This is a genomic window from Actinokineospora spheciospongiae (assembly GCF_000564855.1).
Lineage (GTDB): Bacteria > Actinomycetota > Actinomycetes > Mycobacteriales > Pseudonocardiaceae > Actinokineospora > Actinokineospora spheciospongiae.
Genome location: NZ_AYXG01000184.1, coordinates 55,259 through 69,167 on the forward strand (window position 1 = coordinate 55,259; position 13,909 = coordinate 69,167).

Consider the following 13,909-nt stretch of genomic DNA (forward strand, 5'->3'; position numbering starts at 1 on the left):
GTTGCCTTTCGGCGGGTGACCGGCCGTCAGGGGTGTTCTCGGGTGCGCAGGCCCTCGAAGGCCACCGCGACGACTGTGGCGGCGAGGGCGGTGGGGCTGGTTCCGCCGTGCGGGCGGTACCACTCGGCGATCGAGTTGACCATGCCGAACAGGAGGCGGGTGGCGGTGGGCGGGTCGATGTCCGGCCGCAGGTCGCCCTCCTGGGCCGCCTGGGCCACCAGGGTGGCGACGAGGTGGTCGAACTCGCGCCTGCGGGCCAGCGCCGCCCGTTCCACCGGCGTGTTGCCCCGCACCCGCAGCAGCAGGGTGACGAACGGCAGTTGCTCGGCCAGCACCCGGACGCTGCCCCGGACCAGTTGTTCGAGGCGGTCGATGGCTGGGCCGTCCACCGCGTCCAGCTTCTCCACCTCGGCGAACAGGCCGTCCAGGGCCCGGTCCACGGCCAGGCGCAGCAGTTCCTGCTTGCTGGGGACGTGGTGGTAGATCGCGGACTTGGTGATGCCCAGCCGTTGGGACAGGTGTTCCATGCTGGTCCCGTCGTAACCCCTTTCGGTGAACAGGGTGGCCGCGGCGGTCAGCAGGGACTCCAGGTCGTAGCCCGGCCTGCCCCGGCGCCTGCCTTCGACGTCGGGTCGGGGCGGGTGGGCTGCTCGGGACATGTCGGCAGTGTCGCACCCCGCGCGCGGGGTGCCCGGGTCAGGCACGCGGGATCGGGCGGCCCAGGGAGCGGCTGCGGCCCCGGAACTCGGCGACCACCGCCTCCCCGCAGCGGACTGTGACGTCGTACACACCGGACCGGCCGCGCAGCACCACCTCGCGCGCCTCGGCGACCAGCAGGTCGTCCAGCCGCGCGGGTTCGAGGAAGTCGACCTGGAAGCCCGCGGCCACGGTGACGGTGCCGCGGGTGTTGCAGGCCAGGGCGAAGGCGCTGTCCGCCAGCGCCGAGATGAGGCCGCCGTGGCACAGGTCCCAGCCGTTGACCATGTCCGGGCGGACCCGCATGGACACCCGGGAGAAGCCGGGGCCGACGTCGTCGAGGCGCATGCCCAGCGCCCTGCTCGCCGCGTCGGCGGACCACATCAGCTCGGCGTCGCCCCGGGCCCGGTCCGGTGGGGTCTCGCTCACCGCTGCTCCTCGGGTCAGGCGTCGAAGTCGACGGTCACGGTGTCGCCGACGGGGAACGTCTGGCAGGTGAGGACGAAGTCGCGGGCGACCTCGTCGGCTTCCAGGGCGTAGTTGCGGACCATGTCGACCTCGCCCTCCCGGACGAGCGCCCGGCAGGTGCCGCAGACCCCACCCTTGCACGCGAACGGCACGTCGCCGCGCAGCCGCTGGACGGAGTCGAGGATCGTGGTGTCGCGGGGCAGCGGCGCGGTGGTCGAGCGGCCGTCGAGGACCACGGTGACGTCGCTGGTGATCCCCTCGGCGAGCGTGTCCGCGTGCCGGAACCTCGGCGGTGGTTCGTCCACGTAGAACAGTTCGAAGTGGACTTTCGCCGGGTCCACGCCCAGCTCGGCGAGCACGGCGCGGGCGTCGGAGAGCATGTCCAGCGGACCGCACAGCCACACGTGGTCCAGCGCGCCGACCGGGACCAGGGCGGTCAGCAGGCGGCGCAGCCGGTCGGCGTCGAGGCGGCCGGAGAACAGCTCGACGTCACGCGGTTCGCGGGAGAGCACGTGCGCGAGGTCGAACCGCCGGTGGTGGGCGTCCTTGAGGTCTGCCAGCTCCTCGGCGAACATCACCGAGTTGGTGGTGCGGTTGCCGTAGAGCAGGGTCACGTGGCTCTTCGGGTTGCGCAGCACCGTGGACGCGATGGACAGCATCGGCGTGATGCCGGAACCCGCGGCGACGCACAGGTGCCGCCCACCCTCCTCGGGGTCGGCGCGGAAGGTGCCGGAAGGCGACCGCACCTCGACCGCGTCGCCGGGGCGGACCTCGCGGGCCAGCCAGGTGGAGAACAGGCCGCCCGGGATCGCGCGGACGCCGATGCGGGGTGGCTCGCCCACCGCAGCGCAGATCGAGTAGCTGCGGCGGTGCTCGACGCCGTCGACCTCGCGGCGCAGGGTCAGCGACTGGCCCGCGGCGAAGTCGAACTCCGCGCGCAGGTCGTCGGGGACGGCGAAGGTGACCGCCACGGCGTCGTCGGCGACGTGGTCGACCCGGCTCACGGTGAGGGTGTGGAAGCGCGTCGGGGAGGCCACCGGCAGCGTGCTCGTCACCTCAGATCTCCTTCACGTGGTCGAACGGTTCGAGGCAGGCGCGGCACCGGTAGAGCGCCTTGCACGCGGTGGAACCGAACTCCGAGGTCAGCTCGGTGTCGGCGGACCCGCAGCGCGGGCAGTGCACGCGGCGCCGGGGGGCCAGCAGGTCCAGCGCCACCGGGGCGTCGCGGCGCGGGGCCGGTCCGGGCGGGGAGATCCCGGCCCCGCTCAGGGCCGCCCGGCCGCGCGGGGTGATCCAGTCGGTGGTCCACGCCGGGTGCAGCGCGACCCGGACCCGCGCGCCGGGGAACCCGGCGCGGTGCAGAGCGCGGACGAGGTCGTCGCGCATGGTGGCCATGGCCGGGCAGCCGGAGTAGGTGGGGGTGATCGCCACCTCGACCGACCCGTCCTCGGCCACCCGGACCTCGCGCAGCACGCCCAGGTCGGCCAGGGTCAGCATCGGCAGCTCGGGGTCCACCACCGACTCCGCGGCGACCCGGGCGCGGTGCAGGGGCGTCGAAGCCACGGCGTCAGCCATTACAGCGCCATCCACTACGCCGCGATCAACTGCAGCGTCGTTCACCACTGCCCCCGGGGGTGGGCCCGGGCCACCACCTGCATCTCGGCCAGCAGCAGGCTCAGGGCCTCGGTGTGCGCGCCGTCGCGGCCGAACCTGCCCGCCACCCCCGCCAGCGGCGCCGCCTCCGGCCGGTCCACCCCGCAGGTCGCGAACACCTGCCCGAGGACCGCGTCGACCTCGGCGGCCACCGACGCCGGGTCCACCCCGACCCCGGCCGCCGCGGCGGCGGCCTCGACCGGGTGGGTGCGGAACAGTTCCGGCCACAGCGGCCACAGCCCGGCCAGCGCGTCCAGCAGCCTGCGGCGGGATTCCTCGGTGCCCTGCGCCAGGGTGAGGAACCAGCGGCCCGCGAAGTCGCGGTGGTAGGTCAACTCCTTGCGCCCCTTGGCGGCCACCGCGGCGAGCACCGCGTCACCGCTGCCCGCCAGGTGCTCGAACAGGGCCAGCCGCCAGGTGGAGAACAGCAGCAGGCGGGCGATCGCCTCGGCGAAGTCGCCGTTGGGGACCTCGACCATGCGGACGTTGCCGAAGTCGCGGTCGTCCCGGAAGTAGGCCAGCGCGTCCTCGGCGGGCACCGGTGAGCCCTCGGGCAGCGCGGGCACGCACGACGGGTCCGCGGCGGCGGCGCGGGTGAGCAGCAGGCGGGCCTGGCCGAGCAGGTCGAGGGCGATGTTGGCCAGCGCGATGTCCTCTTCCAGGTCCGGGGCCCGGCCGCACCACTGGGTCAGCCGGTGCGAGAGCACCAGCGCGTCGTCGCCGAGCGCGAGGCAGTACCGGGCGAGCACGGCCGGGTCGACGCCGTCGGGGATGGTGGTGTCGACCCCGGCCAGCGGGTCCTCGAAGTCGGTGCCGAAGGCCCAGTGCGCGTCGTTGACCAGCAGCCCCGCGTAGGCGGACTCGTGGTCGTCGGGTGCGTGCACGGCGCGCTCCTCAGATGTGCGGGACGGAATCGGGGATGTCGTAGAACGTGGGGTGCCGGTAGACCTTGTCGCCGCTGGGGGCGAACATCGGGTCCTTCTCGTCCGGGCTGGAGGCGGTGATGTGCTCGGAGCGCACCACCCACACGCTGACGCCCTCGTTGCGGCGGGTGTAGACGTCGCGGGCGTGCAGGACGGCCATCGCGTCGTCGGCGGCGTGCAGGGAGCCGACGTGGACGTGGTTGAGGCCGCGCTTGCCGCGCACGAACACCTCGTAGAGCGGCCACTCCGGGCTGGTCTCGCGCTCGCTCACCGGCTCTCCTCCCCCGCCTGCCGGGCGGCGAAGGCGGTGGCCGCCGCGCGCACCCAGGCGCCGTCGTCGTGGGCGCGGCGCCGGTGTTCGATCCGCTGGGCGTTGCACGGGCCGTCGCCGCGCACCACGGCCCGGAACTCGTCCCAGTCGGGCTGGCCGAAGTCGTGCGCCTGCCGCTCCTCGTTCCACCTGAGGTCCGGGTCGGGCAGGGTGACCCCGAGGGCTTCGGCCTGCGGGACGGACATGTCCACGAACTTCTGGCGCAGCTCGTCGTTGGTGTTGCGCTTGATGCCCCAGGCCATCGACTGCCCGGTGTTGGGCGAGTCCGCGTCCGGCGGGCCGAACATCATCAGTGCGGGCCACCAGAACCGGTCCACCGACTCCTGCACCATGGCCCGCTGCTCGTCGGTGCCGCGCATCATCGTCAGCAGCAGCTCGTAGCCCTGCCGCTGGTGGAAGGACTCCTCCTTGCAGATCCGGATCATGGCGCGGCCGTAGGGGCCGTAGGAGGTGCGGCACAGCGGCACCTGGTTGCAGATGGCGGCGCCGTCGACCAGCCAACCGATGGTGCCCACGTCGGCGTAGGACAGGGTCGGGTAGTTGAAGATCGAGGAGTACTTCTGCCTGCCGGTCAGCAGCTTCTCGGTCAGCTCCCGGCGCGAGGTGCCCAGGGTCTCGCACGCGGAGTACAGGTAGAGCCCGTGGCCCGCCTCGTCCTGCACCTTGGCCAGCAGGATCGCCTTGCGCCGCAGCGAGGGGGCGCGGGTCAGCCAGTTGCCCTCCGGCTGCATGCCGATGATCTCCGAGTGCGCGTGCTGGGCGATCTGGCGCACCAGCGTCGCGCGGTAGGCCTCGGGCATCCAGTCGCGCGGCTCGATCCGGTCGTGGCGGGCGAGGGTGGCCTCGAAGTGCTCGACGAGCGCGGGCTCGGCGACCGTGGTCATCAGACCTCCTGCGAGCGATTTACCGACCGAACGTTCTGTATTACCGTGGCACACGGCAGCGGGGTCGCGCAACGCCCCGCCGACGCACCCCAGGGAGAGGACGCCGACCGGTGAGCGCACTGCTGGAGAGCTACGCCGCGGGCCGCTGGTTCCGCGCCGACGACGAGGGTGAACCGCTGCCGGACGCGGTCACCGGGGCGGAGGTCGCCCGGCTGTCCAGCCGTGGCCTGGACCTGCGCGCGATGGTCGGGCACGCCAGGTCGGTGGGCGGTCCGGCGCTGCGCGAGCTGACGTTCCACCAGCGTGCGGCCATGATCAAGGAGCTGGCCGCCCTGCTGATGGCGGAGAAGGAGAGCTTCTACGCGCTGTCCGCCCGCACCGGCGCGACGCGGCGGGACTCCGCCGTGGACGTCGACGGCGGCTTCGGCACCCTGTTCAGCTACGCCAGCAAGGGCGCCCGCGAGCTGCCGAACGACACGATCGCCCTCGACGGCGGCGTGGAACGGCTCGGCCGGGGCGGGACCTTCCTGGGCCAGCACGTCTACAGCTCACGGCCCGGTGTCGCCGTGCAGATCAACGCGTTCAACTTCCCCGTGTGGGGGATGCTGGAGAAGCTGGCCCCGGCGTTCCTGGCGGGCCTGCCGAGCATCGTCAAACCCGCGAGCCAGACGGCGTACCTGACCGAGGCGGTGGTGCGGCGGATCATCGAGTCCGGCATCCTGCCCGAGGGTTCGCTGCAACTGCTCTGCGGCAGCCCGCGCGGGCTGCTCGACGAGTTGGGCGAGCAGGACTTCGTCGGCTTCACCGGCTCCGCGCACACCGCGGGCATCCTGCGCGACCACCCGTCCGTGCTGCACGGCGGCACCCGGCTGGGCGTCGAGGCGGACTCGCTGAACTGCTCGATCCTCGGCCCGGACGTCACCCCCGAGGACCCGGAGTTCGACCTGTTCGTCAAGGCCGTCGTCACCGAGATGACCGTCAAGGCGGGCCAGAAGTGCACGGCGATCCGCCGGGTCCTCGTCCCGGAGGGCGTGTCCGCCGCGGTGCTCGACGCGCTGACCGCGCGGCTGGCGAAGGTGACCGTCGGGAACCCGGCGAACGAGGACGTGCGCATGGGCGCGCTGGCCAGCCTGGGGCAGCGCCGGGAGGTGCGCAAGGCGGTCGAGGCGCTGCGCGCGTCGTCCGAGGTGGTCTTCGGCGACCCCGACCGGGTCGCGGTGCTCGACGCGGACGCCGAGCGGGGCGCGTTCCTCTCCCCCATCCTGCTCAGGGCGTCGGCTGGCGCGGTCGAGCCGCACGACGTGGAACCGTTCGGGCCGGTCAGCACCGTGCTGACCTACTCGTCGGTGGACGAGGCCGTGGCGCTGGCGGCGCGCGGCCGGGGCAGCCTGGTGGGGTCGCTGGTCACCCACGACCCGCGGGTGGCCCGCGCGGTGACGATCGGCTTGGCGCCGTGGCACGGGCGGGTCCTGGTGCTCGACCGCACCTGCGCCGAGGAGTCCACCGGGCACGGCAGCCCGCTGCCGGTGCTGGTCCACGGCGGCCCCGGCCGCGCGGGCGGCGGCGAGGAGCTGGGCGGGGTCCGGGGCGTGCTGAACCTGATGCAGCGCACGGCCGTGCAGGGGTCGCCGGACATGCTGACCGCGATCACCGGCCGGTGGACGCCCGGGTCGCGGCGCGCGGTCGGCGACGTGCACCCGTTCCGCAAGTCCCTGGCGGAGCTGCGGATCGGCGACTCGATCGAGTCGGCGGCGCGCGAGGTGACCCTCGCCGACGTCGAGCACTTCGCCGAGTTCACCGGCGACACGTTCTACGCGCACACCGATCCGGCGGCGGCGGCTCAGAACCCGCTGTTCGGCGGCATCGTGGCGCACGGGTACCTGGTGGTCTCGCTCGCCGCCGGGCTGTTCGTGGAGCCGAACCCCGGCCCGGTCCTGGCGAACTTCGGCGTGGACGGCCTGCGGTTCCTGACCCCGGTGCGGGCCGGGGACACCATCTCGGTCGCGCTGACGGTCAAGCAGATCACCGCCCGCACCAACGCCGACTACGGCGAGGTGCGCTGGGACGCCGTGGTGGCGAACCAGGACGGCGCCCCGGTCGCCACCTACGACGTGCTGACCCTGGTGGCCAAGACCTGGCCGCGCGCGGAGGGCTGAGCGGGCGCGCTCAGGGGCGGCGCGCGGCCCACACGGTGCGCTCGGTGCGGACCGCGAGGTCGTCGCGGCGCAGGATGCTGTGCGGGCCGTCGGTGTCGAGCAGCCGGTCCAGCGCGGCGCGGTCCTCGGCCGAGAGCGCGTCGGCGACGCTGCCGCGCACGCGCCGCAGGCCGTTGAGCGCGTAGCGGCCCACCGCCTCGGAGCGGGAGTGCTCGATGTGGACGGTGAGGGTGCGTTCGCCCTCGACGGTGAACCCGGCGGCGGTCAGCTTGGGGCCCCAGTCGGCGCCGCGGTGGGGCATGTGCTCGGCGGCGCGGCGGTCGATCTCGGCGTGGCAGCGCTCCTCCACCCCGGGGCGGTCCTCGGGGGCGTCGGCGGGCAGGAACCGGGGGAAGCCGGCGAGTTCGACGACGGCGAGCAGGCCGCCGGGGGCGAGGGCGTCGTGGACCTGGCGCAGCGCGCGGCCGGGGTCGGCCAGGTGGTGCAGGGACGCCGACGCCCACACCAGGTCCGGCTCGCCGAGGTCGGGCCACGCCGCGTCGAGGTCGACCTGGACGGCGTGCACCCGGTCGGCCACCCCCGCCTCGTCCGCCTTCTCCCGCAGGCGGCGCAGGTGCTCGGCCGAGGAGTCGACGGCGGTCACCCGCGCCTCGGGGAAGCGGTCGAGCAGGGCGAAGGTGCCCGCACCGGTCCCGCAGCCCAGGTCCACGACCTGGCGGGGGCCCGACTCGACGGGCAGCCAGGCGATGACGGAGGCGATGTGCTCCGCGAGCACCTCCGCGTCGAGGTCGAGGATCTCCGCCTGGTCGTGGTCGCCGGGCTGGTGGGCGTGGTGGTCGTGCTTCGTGGTTGCCATGCGGCCACCGTAGATCGGTCATGCCTCACAAGCACAGGACTTTGCCCATAAAGCAAGAAGGTGGGTTTCCCGGCTGCCGGACGCGCAAGTGGTCAGCGCTCCTGCGGAGGGGGCTTGTCGTCGGATCGGTGTCCACGCCGGGCGTCGCGGTCGAAGATGCCCAGGACCTCGCACGGTCCGCCCTCGGCGCCGATCGCGTGCGGGAGCATGGTGGGGAACTCCGCGGCCTGGTTGGTCTCCACGCGGAAGCGGCGGTCGCCCAGCAGCAGGACCGCGGTGCCGGAGAGGACGACGAACCACTCGCGGCCCGGGTGGGCGCGCAGGCGCGCGGGGTGGTCCGACGGCGGGTCCGTCATGCGCTTGCGCACCACGCTCAAGCCGGGATCGGCCTTGACCGACCACCGCAGCCCGTGCACCCCGTCGGCCACCGGGTGGGAGACCACGTCGTCGGTGTCGGTCTGGACCAACTGGTCGAGGGAGGTGTCCAGCGCCCTGGCGAGGGTGACGAGCTGGTCCAGTGCGAGGCGCCGCTGCCCGTTCTCGATGCGACTCAGGGAGGACGGGCTGAGCCGCGCCCGGGTGGCCAGGTCCTCCAGGGACCAGCCCTGCGCCACCCGCAGGGCGCGGATGCGCTTGCGCACCAGGCTGTCCAACTCATCGTCGCTTTGCGTCATGGGCAAGAGACTATGTCCTGACCGCAAGTCCTGGCCGACGACCGCCAACAATTTCCTCTGGCCACTTAAGACCGTCCACAACGGAGGGTCGACCCTCCCCGGCTGCGGGAACACGGTGATCGTGCGGCCCGCGCCGGGAAATCCCGTTGATCCATCACCCGACACGGTGGTCACCACCTGTCCGCGCGGCGCCACCGGACATTGGGCCATTAGTGTGACTTCCTGGCGGACGAAGCTCACCTCCACAAGAGGGCTCGCACGCGGGAAACAGGCCACGCCACCGTCGGCAATGGCCTCCATCAGCGCCTCCGGTCCAGCACCACCGATCGGACTCGGCTTTCGAGGAACCATGTCGCACCGCGTACACACCGACGCCCTTCCCCCGCCCGAGCGGCTGACCGCCCCCTGCGGTCTTCGCCTCACCTGGACGGCGAGCGCCGTCGCCGCCCTAGTGGCGCTGCTGGGGTTGCGCCTGCCCGCGAGCGCCGAGCCCACCGAGGCCCCGACCGCGCGGACCGACCCCCGGTACCCGGCGCGGGTGCAGGTGTTCGTGGCCAACAGCGGGTCGGGCACCGTCAGCGCCTACGACACCCGGATGCGCCGGGTCGCGGCCACCATCGCGGTGGGCGACACCCCCGTGGGCGTCGGCGCGGGCCCGGACGGGGACCGCGTCTACGTCACCAACGAGCAGGACGACACCCTGTCGGTGATCGACCCGCGCACCTACACCGTGCTGGCCACCGTGCCCGTCGGCGCCCATCCCTTCGGGGTCGCCGCCACCCGCACCCACGCCTACGTCGCGAACTTCGGCGCCGACACCGTCACCGTGGTCGCCACCGCCACCAACACCGGCGTGCGCACCATCGGCGTCGGCCGGTTCCCGCACAGCGTCACCACCAACCGGGACGGCACGCGCGTGTACGTCACCGACAACGGTTCCGCCACGGTCACCGTCATCGACACCAGCACCCAGAGCGTGGTGCGCACCATCCCGGTCGGCCACTACCCGGCGGGCATCACCACCAGCCCGGACGGCCGCCGCCTCTACGTCGCCAACACCGGCGACGACACCATCACCACCATCGACACCGGCAACGACCGCCCCGTGGCCACCACCGCCACCGACCGCTCCCCCATGGGGGTGGCGGCGGCCCCCACCGGGCGGGTCTACGTGGCCAACGCGGGCTCGGACACCGTCACCGTCCACGAGGCGGACGACGCCCTCGTCGGCTCCCCCGTCCCGGTCCGGCGGCAACCCGAGGGCGCCGCCCACGACGGCACCTTCGTCTACATCACCAACGCCGCCGACGACGTGCTGACCGTCATCGACCCCGCCACCGACACGGTGACCGCCACCGTGCCCGTGGGCAGCCAGCCCGAGGGCATCGCCGTCACCTCCTGACGGCGCCCGGTCAGCTCCCCCCGCGCGGGTGGCCGGGGTAGGTGCCGAAGTTCCACGCGTTGCCCTCGGGGTCGCGCAGCGCGAAGTCCCGGGAGCCGTAGTCGGTGTCGAACGGCGGCGTGGTGACCTCCGCGCCCGCCGCGGCCACCCGGTCGTGCAGGGCGTCGGGGTCGGCCGTCACGACGTAGGCGCTGAACGACCCGGGTCGGGTGACGCAGGCGCCCGATTCGCGTTCCTGGCCGAGCATGACCCCGCCGCCCTCGGGCCAGGCCAGTTCGGCGTGCTGCACGACCCCGTCGTCGTCGCGGTGGGCCATCGTCTCCTCGAAGCCGACCACGTCGACCAGGAAGCGGATCAGCGCGTCGGCGTCCTTGGCGCGGAAGGTGGGCCACACCTGCGGTGCCGGGGGATTGCCGGTTGTTGTGCTCATGCCGGGGAGTCTGCCGCCTCCAGCGGGCCCATGACTTGGACGATTCGGAACTCCTCAGCCAGCCAGGTCGTCGGCGAGCACCCGGCGAACTCGCGGAAGTCCCGCACGAAGTGCGACTGGTCGTAGTAGCCGTGCGCCGCCGCGACCGCGGCGGCGCTGTGCGGCGCCCCCGCCAGCGCCCGGCGGGCCCGGTCGAACCGCACCACCCGCGCGGCCGTCTTCGGCGACAGGCCCAGCTCCGTGGCGAACCGGCCGGACAGGTGCCGGGCGCTCCACCCGAGCTCGTCGGCCAGCCCCGCCACCGACACGTTCCCACCCGAGCGCAGCAGCCGCCCCCAGGCGTACCGCACCCTCGGTTCGACCTCCCGGCGGTCGTCCACCCGCGACAGCAGCGCCCGGTCGAGCACGGCGAACCGCTGCGACCAGGTGTCCGCGTGCAACATCCGCTCGCGGACCTCCCCGGCCAGCGGCCCGAGCACGTCGGCCGCGTCGAGTTCCAGACCCGCCAGCTCACCGGCCGGACACCCGAAGAGGACCCGGGCGCCGAGCGGGTGCAGCGACACCTGCACCCCGGACTGCCTGCCGCCGTAGGCGATGAACGCGGGCGTGGGGTCCAGCCCGCCGAGCAGGGAGCGGTAGCTGCGGGGAGCCCGCGCCGGGTCGGCCATGACCAGCGGGTCGTCCAGGGTGAAGATCAGCGTCAGGTACGGCGACGGCAGCCCCCGGTGCACGGCCAGGTCGCCGCCGCTGTCCCGGTAGCCGCTGTAGAAGGCCGCGTAGGGCCGCAGCGCGGCGGCGGGCCGCCCGCGCACGTACTCGCTCACCTCGTCCACGCCCACCGCCTCCCCGACGATCGAGCCCATCCTCGCAGAAGCCACCGACACCCCGACCCGCTTCGGAGATCCCGAGGGGGTTCGGCACTCCAGTCCCCGGCGGGCGGGTGGGACGGGTCACCGGGTGCGGGCGATCCGGTGGTGTTCGAGGACGGTGGCGACCGCGTAGCCGCCACCGCCCGCGACGGCGAGCACCCAGAACAGGCCCGGGGTGCCCAGGAGCAGTGCGGCGGTCGAGACCAGCGCCAGCCACGTGCCGAGGGCGTAGTGCAGGACGTTGCGGCGGGCCGCGCCCTCGGCGAGGTAGACCATGCCGACGACGAATCCGGAGCCCGCGGGCCACAGCATGGTCGGCAACCCGGGGGCGTCCAGGGCGCCCGCCAGGCCGGTGATGGCGAGGAAGAGTGCGGCGAAGCCGCTGATCCAGGCCAGGCCGAGCAGCCTGCCGGACAGCACGTCGGACCTGCCGGCGCCGCGCTGGGCGCGGGTTGCGGCGAGCGTGGCGAAAGCGGTGCCCGCGGCGAGGCCCGCGCCGAGCAGGGCCGTGGGCAGCCAGCCGGGGAGGGTGACCAGCGGGTCGGGGCCGGTGGTGATCGCGGTGGAGCCGTGCCCGAGGGCGTAGGCCAGGCCGAAGCCCGCGTAGGCGGCGCGGTTGTCGACCTCGCCGACGCGGGTGGTCGGCGGGGTGGCGGGGATCGGGGCGGGGAGCGCGATGGCGGTCATGGCGGGTTCCTCCGGGGCGGGTCGTCGCGGTGGGACTGGGACGGGGTGCGGGGTCGTGGTCACCGGTGCCCCGGGGACACGGGCCGCGCGTTCACGGGACGATGACGACCTTGCCCGCGGTGGTGCGCGACTCGGCGAGGGCCAGTGCCGCGTGGGCTTCGGCCAGGGGGAACTCCGCGGCGACCTGCGCGGTGAGCACGCCGTCGGCCAGCAGGCCCAGCACCCGGGTGAGGTCTTCGGCCAGCCGGGCGCGGAAGGCCTCCGGGCGGCGCTTGCCCGCCCAGAAGTTGTAGAAGTGCGCGCTCCTGCCGTTGGGCAGGAGGTTCCACGCCGCCAGCCGGGCGATCGACTTCAGCACCGGGAGCCGCGAGTTGCCGTCCTCGTCCTTCGTGGCCGCGGTGCCGTAGGACACCAGCGTGCCGCCCCGGCGCACCAGCCGCCACGACTCGGCCAGCCCGGCGCCGCCGATGTGGTCGAAGACCGCGTGCACGCCGTCCGGCGCGAGGTCGCGGATCTTGCCGTACAGGTCCGGGTCGCGGTAGTCGACCGGGGTCGCACCGAGCGCGCGCACCAGTTCGTGGTGCCGCGGCGACGCGGTGCCGATGACCTCGATCCCGGCGTGCCGGGCCAGTTGCACCAGGGTGGAGCCGACGCCGCCGTTGGCGCCGAGCACGACGACCGTCGCACCCGCGGGCACCGCGGCGGTGCGGTGCAGCATCTGCCAGGCCGTGACCCCGTTGACCACCACGGTCTCCGCCTCGGCCGAAGCGACCCCGTCCGGCACGGCCACCAGGTCCGCCGCGTCGAGCAGCAGCGAGCTGGCCCAGGCGCCGACCTTGGTGACCGCGGCGTACCGGCGACCGACCATCGCGGCGTCCACCCCCGGACCGACGGCGGTCACCGCGCCGACCACGTCGTACCCGGGCACGAACGGGAACGCGGGCTGGTCGTAGTACTTGCCGCGCCGCATCTGCTGCTCGGCGAAGCTCACCCCGGTCGCCTCCATCCGCAGGACGACCTGGCCCGCGGCGGGCGCGGGGAGGTCGCGGGCGGTGACCCGCAGGCCGTCGGGCTCGACCAGGCCGGGCAGCACGACCTCGGTGGCGTGGGTGGTGGTGAGGCTGTTCATGGGGGTTCTCCGTTGCGGCTCGTTGAGGTTTACGAGCGTAAGGCTACGACTGTAAGCGAACGGCGCGCAAGGAGTTACGCCCATAAGTTTTCAGGTGTAAGCTGACACCATGACAAGCACGCCGAACGCGGCTCCTCCCCGCACCCGCAACCGCCGGGGCGAGGGCTCGCGCCTGCGCGACGAGATCGTGGCCGCGGCGGTGGAACTGCTCGACGAGACCGGCGACGAGAGCGCCATCACCCTGCGGTCGGTGGCCCGCCGGGTGGGGATCGCGGCGCCCTCGATCTACCGCCACTTCCCCGACCAGCCGACCATCATGTTGGCCGTGGTGCAGCAGGCCTTCGCCGAACTGGAGGCGACGCTGCGCACCGCGCTGGACGCCGCGACCGGCGGCGACCGGCGGCGCCTCCTCGCCGTCTGCCACGGCTACCTGGACTTCGCCCACGAGCACCCCGAGCGCTACCGGACCATGTTCGGCGGGCTGTGGATGCCGGCGCTGGAGGAGACCGCCGTGACGCCCGCCGACCTCGCCGCACTGGGCGACGGGTGCCTGGGGTTGCTCCGCGAGGCCCTGGACGACTGCGTCGCCGCGGGGAACGCCACCAGCACCGACCCGGCGGCCGACACCATCGCGCTGTGGCTGGGCCTGCACGGCTTGGCCCACCAGCGGGCCGTGACCGTCGCCTTCCCCTGGCCACCGGACATCGCCGACCGCGTCATCACCGCCCTGGCACACCTGGAACCCGCCTGA

The 13,909-nt window shown here is 73.7% G+C and carries 16 protein-coding genes; 3 read left to right on the forward strand and 13 right to left on the reverse strand.

What is annotated here, in order from left to right:
• Nucleotides 1–26: 26 nt before the first annotated feature.
• From UO65_RS23795 to paaA, 7 genes are read right to left on the reverse strand one after another with little or no spacing between them, the layout of a single operon-like run.
• Complete coding sequence (locus UO65_RS23795; RefSeq protein ID WP_052021696.1) at nucleotides 27–659, reverse strand: TetR/AcrR family transcriptional regulator; 633 nt, start codon at nucleotides 657–659, stop codon at nucleotides 27–29.
• A gap of 37 nt (nucleotides 660–696) precedes the next feature.
• Entirely contained in the window at nucleotides 697–1,125 is a 429-nt protein-coding gene (gene paaI / locus UO65_RS23800; RefSeq protein WP_324608981.1) for a hydroxyphenylacetyl-CoA thioesterase PaaI, read from the reverse strand.
• Nucleotides 1,126–1,139: 14 nt separating this feature from the next.
• Complete coding sequence (paaE, locus tag UO65_RS23805) at nucleotides 1,140–2,219, reverse strand: 1,2-phenylacetyl-CoA epoxidase subunit PaaE (protein ID WP_052021697.1); 1,080 nt, start codon at nucleotides 2,217–2,219, stop codon at nucleotides 1,140–1,142.
• A gap of 1 nt (nucleotide 2,220) precedes the next feature.
• Nucleotides 2,221–2,739 (reverse strand): 1,2-phenylacetyl-CoA epoxidase subunit PaaD, encoded by a 519-nt coding sequence (paaD, locus tag UO65_RS23810; protein WP_052021698.1) that lies wholly within the window; start codon nucleotides 2,737–2,739, stop codon nucleotides 2,221–2,223.
• A gap of 41 nt (nucleotides 2,740–2,780) precedes the next feature.
• The gene (gene paaC / locus UO65_RS23815; RefSeq protein ID WP_035286452.1) at nucleotides 2,781–3,701 is read right to left on the reverse strand and encodes a 1,2-phenylacetyl-CoA epoxidase subunit PaaC; all 921 of its coding nucleotides are present in this window, start codon (nucleotides 3,699–3,701) and stop codon (nucleotides 2,781–2,783) included.
• A 10-nt stretch (nucleotides 3,702–3,711) separates the two neighbouring features.
• Nucleotides 3,712–4,011, reverse strand: a complete 300-nt coding sequence (gene paaB / locus UO65_RS23820; RefSeq protein ID WP_035286454.1) for a 1,2-phenylacetyl-CoA epoxidase subunit PaaB — start codon at nucleotides 4,009–4,011, stop codon at nucleotides 3,712–3,714.
• Complete coding sequence (paaA, locus tag UO65_RS23825) at nucleotides 4,008–4,955, reverse strand: 1,2-phenylacetyl-CoA epoxidase subunit PaaA (protein WP_035286456.1); 948 nt, start codon at nucleotides 4,953–4,955, stop codon at nucleotides 4,008–4,010. Before paaA ends, paaB begins: the two co-directional genes overlap by 4 nt.
• Before the next feature lie 119 nt (nucleotides 4,956–5,074).
• Between paaA and paaZ the strand changes: the two genes are divergently transcribed.
• Nucleotides 5,075–7,111: a phenylacetic acid degradation bifunctional protein PaaZ gene (gene paaZ / locus UO65_RS23830; RefSeq protein ID WP_200873448.1), complete on the forward strand. Its 2,037-nt coding sequence runs from the start codon at nucleotides 5,075–5,077 to the stop codon at nucleotides 7,109–7,111.
• A 10-nt stretch (nucleotides 7,112–7,121) separates the two neighbouring features.
• Here the strand turns inward: paaZ and UO65_RS23835 are convergent, their stop codons facing one another.
• Both UO65_RS23835 and UO65_RS23840 read right to left on the reverse strand, forming a co-directional pair.
• Nucleotides 7,122–7,967 (reverse strand): class I SAM-dependent methyltransferase, encoded by an 846-nt coding sequence (locus UO65_RS23835; protein WP_035286458.1) that lies wholly within the window; start codon nucleotides 7,965–7,967, stop codon nucleotides 7,122–7,124.
• Nucleotides 7,968–8,059: 92 nt separating this feature from the next.
• Nucleotides 8,060–8,641 carry a helix-turn-helix transcriptional regulator gene (locus tag UO65_RS23840; RefSeq protein WP_035286460.1) on the reverse strand — a complete coding sequence of 194 codons (582 nt, stop codon included), beginning with the start codon at nucleotides 8,639–8,641 and terminating at the stop codon, nucleotides 8,060–8,062.
• Nucleotides 8,642–8,990: 349 nt separating this feature from the next.
• On the opposite strand from UO65_RS23840, the gene UO65_RS23845 reads away from it, so the two are divergent.
• Nucleotides 8,991–10,043 carry a YVTN family beta-propeller repeat protein gene (locus UO65_RS23845; protein WP_161784505.1) on the forward strand — a complete coding sequence of 351 codons (1,053 nt, stop codon included), beginning with the start codon at nucleotides 8,991–8,993 and terminating at the stop codon, nucleotides 10,041–10,043.
• A gap of 10 nt (nucleotides 10,044–10,053) precedes the next feature.
• Here the strand turns inward: UO65_RS23845 and UO65_RS23850 are convergent, their stop codons facing one another.
• The 4 genes from UO65_RS23850 to UO65_RS23865 all read right to left on the reverse strand — a co-directional run bounded on the left by UO65_RS23850 (nucleotide 10,054) and on the right by UO65_RS23865 (nucleotide 13,158).
• Nucleotides 10,054–10,473 carry a VOC family protein gene (locus UO65_RS23850; protein WP_035286462.1) on the reverse strand — a complete coding sequence of 140 codons (420 nt, stop codon included), beginning with the start codon at nucleotides 10,471–10,473 and terminating at the stop codon, nucleotides 10,054–10,056.
• Nucleotides 10,470–11,351 (reverse strand): AraC family transcriptional regulator, encoded by an 882-nt coding sequence (locus tag UO65_RS23855; RefSeq protein ID WP_200873443.1) that lies wholly within the window; start codon nucleotides 11,349–11,351, stop codon nucleotides 10,470–10,472. Before UO65_RS23855 ends, UO65_RS23850 begins: the two co-directional genes overlap by 4 nt.
• A gap of 72 nt (nucleotides 11,352–11,423) precedes the next feature.
• Nucleotides 11,424–12,029 carry a hypothetical protein gene (locus UO65_RS23860; RefSeq protein ID WP_035286465.1) on the reverse strand — a complete coding sequence of 202 codons (606 nt, stop codon included), beginning with the start codon at nucleotides 12,027–12,029 and terminating at the stop codon, nucleotides 11,424–11,426.
• 91 nt (nucleotides 12,030–12,120) lie between these two features.
• Nucleotides 12,121–13,158 (reverse strand): medium chain dehydrogenase/reductase family protein, encoded by a 1,038-nt coding sequence (locus tag UO65_RS23865; RefSeq protein ID WP_035286466.1) that lies wholly within the window; start codon nucleotides 13,156–13,158, stop codon nucleotides 12,121–12,123.
• A 109-nt stretch (nucleotides 13,159–13,267) separates the two neighbouring features.
• Between UO65_RS23865 and UO65_RS23870 the strand changes: the two genes are divergently transcribed.
• Entirely contained in the window at nucleotides 13,268–13,909 is a 642-nt protein-coding gene (locus UO65_RS23870; protein ID WP_035286469.1) for a TetR/AcrR family transcriptional regulator, read from the forward strand.

Bases quoted from the DNA above. Each gene is read 5' to 3' on its own strand.
- UO65_RS23795 (WP_052021696.1), bottom strand. From the start codon at position 659: ATGTCCCGAGCAGCCCACCCGCCCCGACCCGACGTCGAAGGCAGGCGC.
- paaD (WP_052021698.1), bottom strand. From the start codon at position 2,739: ATGGCTGACGCCGTGGCTTCGACGCCCCTGCACCGCGCCCGGGTCGCC.
- paaA (WP_035286456.1), bottom strand. From the start codon at position 4,955: ATGACCACGGTCGCCGAGCCCGCGCTCGTCGAGCACTTCGAGGCCACC.
- UO65_RS23835 (WP_035286458.1), bottom strand. From the start codon at position 7,967: ATGGCAACCACGAAGCACGACCACCACGCCCACCAGCCCGGCGACCAC.
- UO65_RS23840 (WP_035286460.1), bottom strand. From the start codon at position 8,641: ATGACGCAAAGCGACGATGAGTTGGACAGCCTGGTGCGCAAGCGCATC.
- UO65_RS23845 (WP_161784505.1), top strand. From the start codon at position 8,991: ATGTCGCACCGCGTACACACCGACGCCCTTCCCCCGCCCGAGCGGCTG.
- UO65_RS23850 (WP_035286462.1), bottom strand. From the start codon at position 10,473: ATGAGCACAACAACCGGCAATCCCCCGGCACCGCAGGTGTGGCCCACC.
- UO65_RS23860 (WP_035286465.1), bottom strand. From the start codon at position 12,029: ATGACCGCCATCGCGCTCCCCGCCCCGATCCCCGCCACCCCGCCGACC.
- UO65_RS23865 (WP_035286466.1), bottom strand. From the start codon at position 13,158: ATGAACAGCCTCACCACCACCCACGCCACCGAGGTCGTGCTGCCCGGC.
- UO65_RS23870 (WP_035286469.1), top strand. From the start codon at position 13,268: ATGACAAGCACGCCGAACGCGGCTCCTCCCCGCACCCGCAACCGCCGG.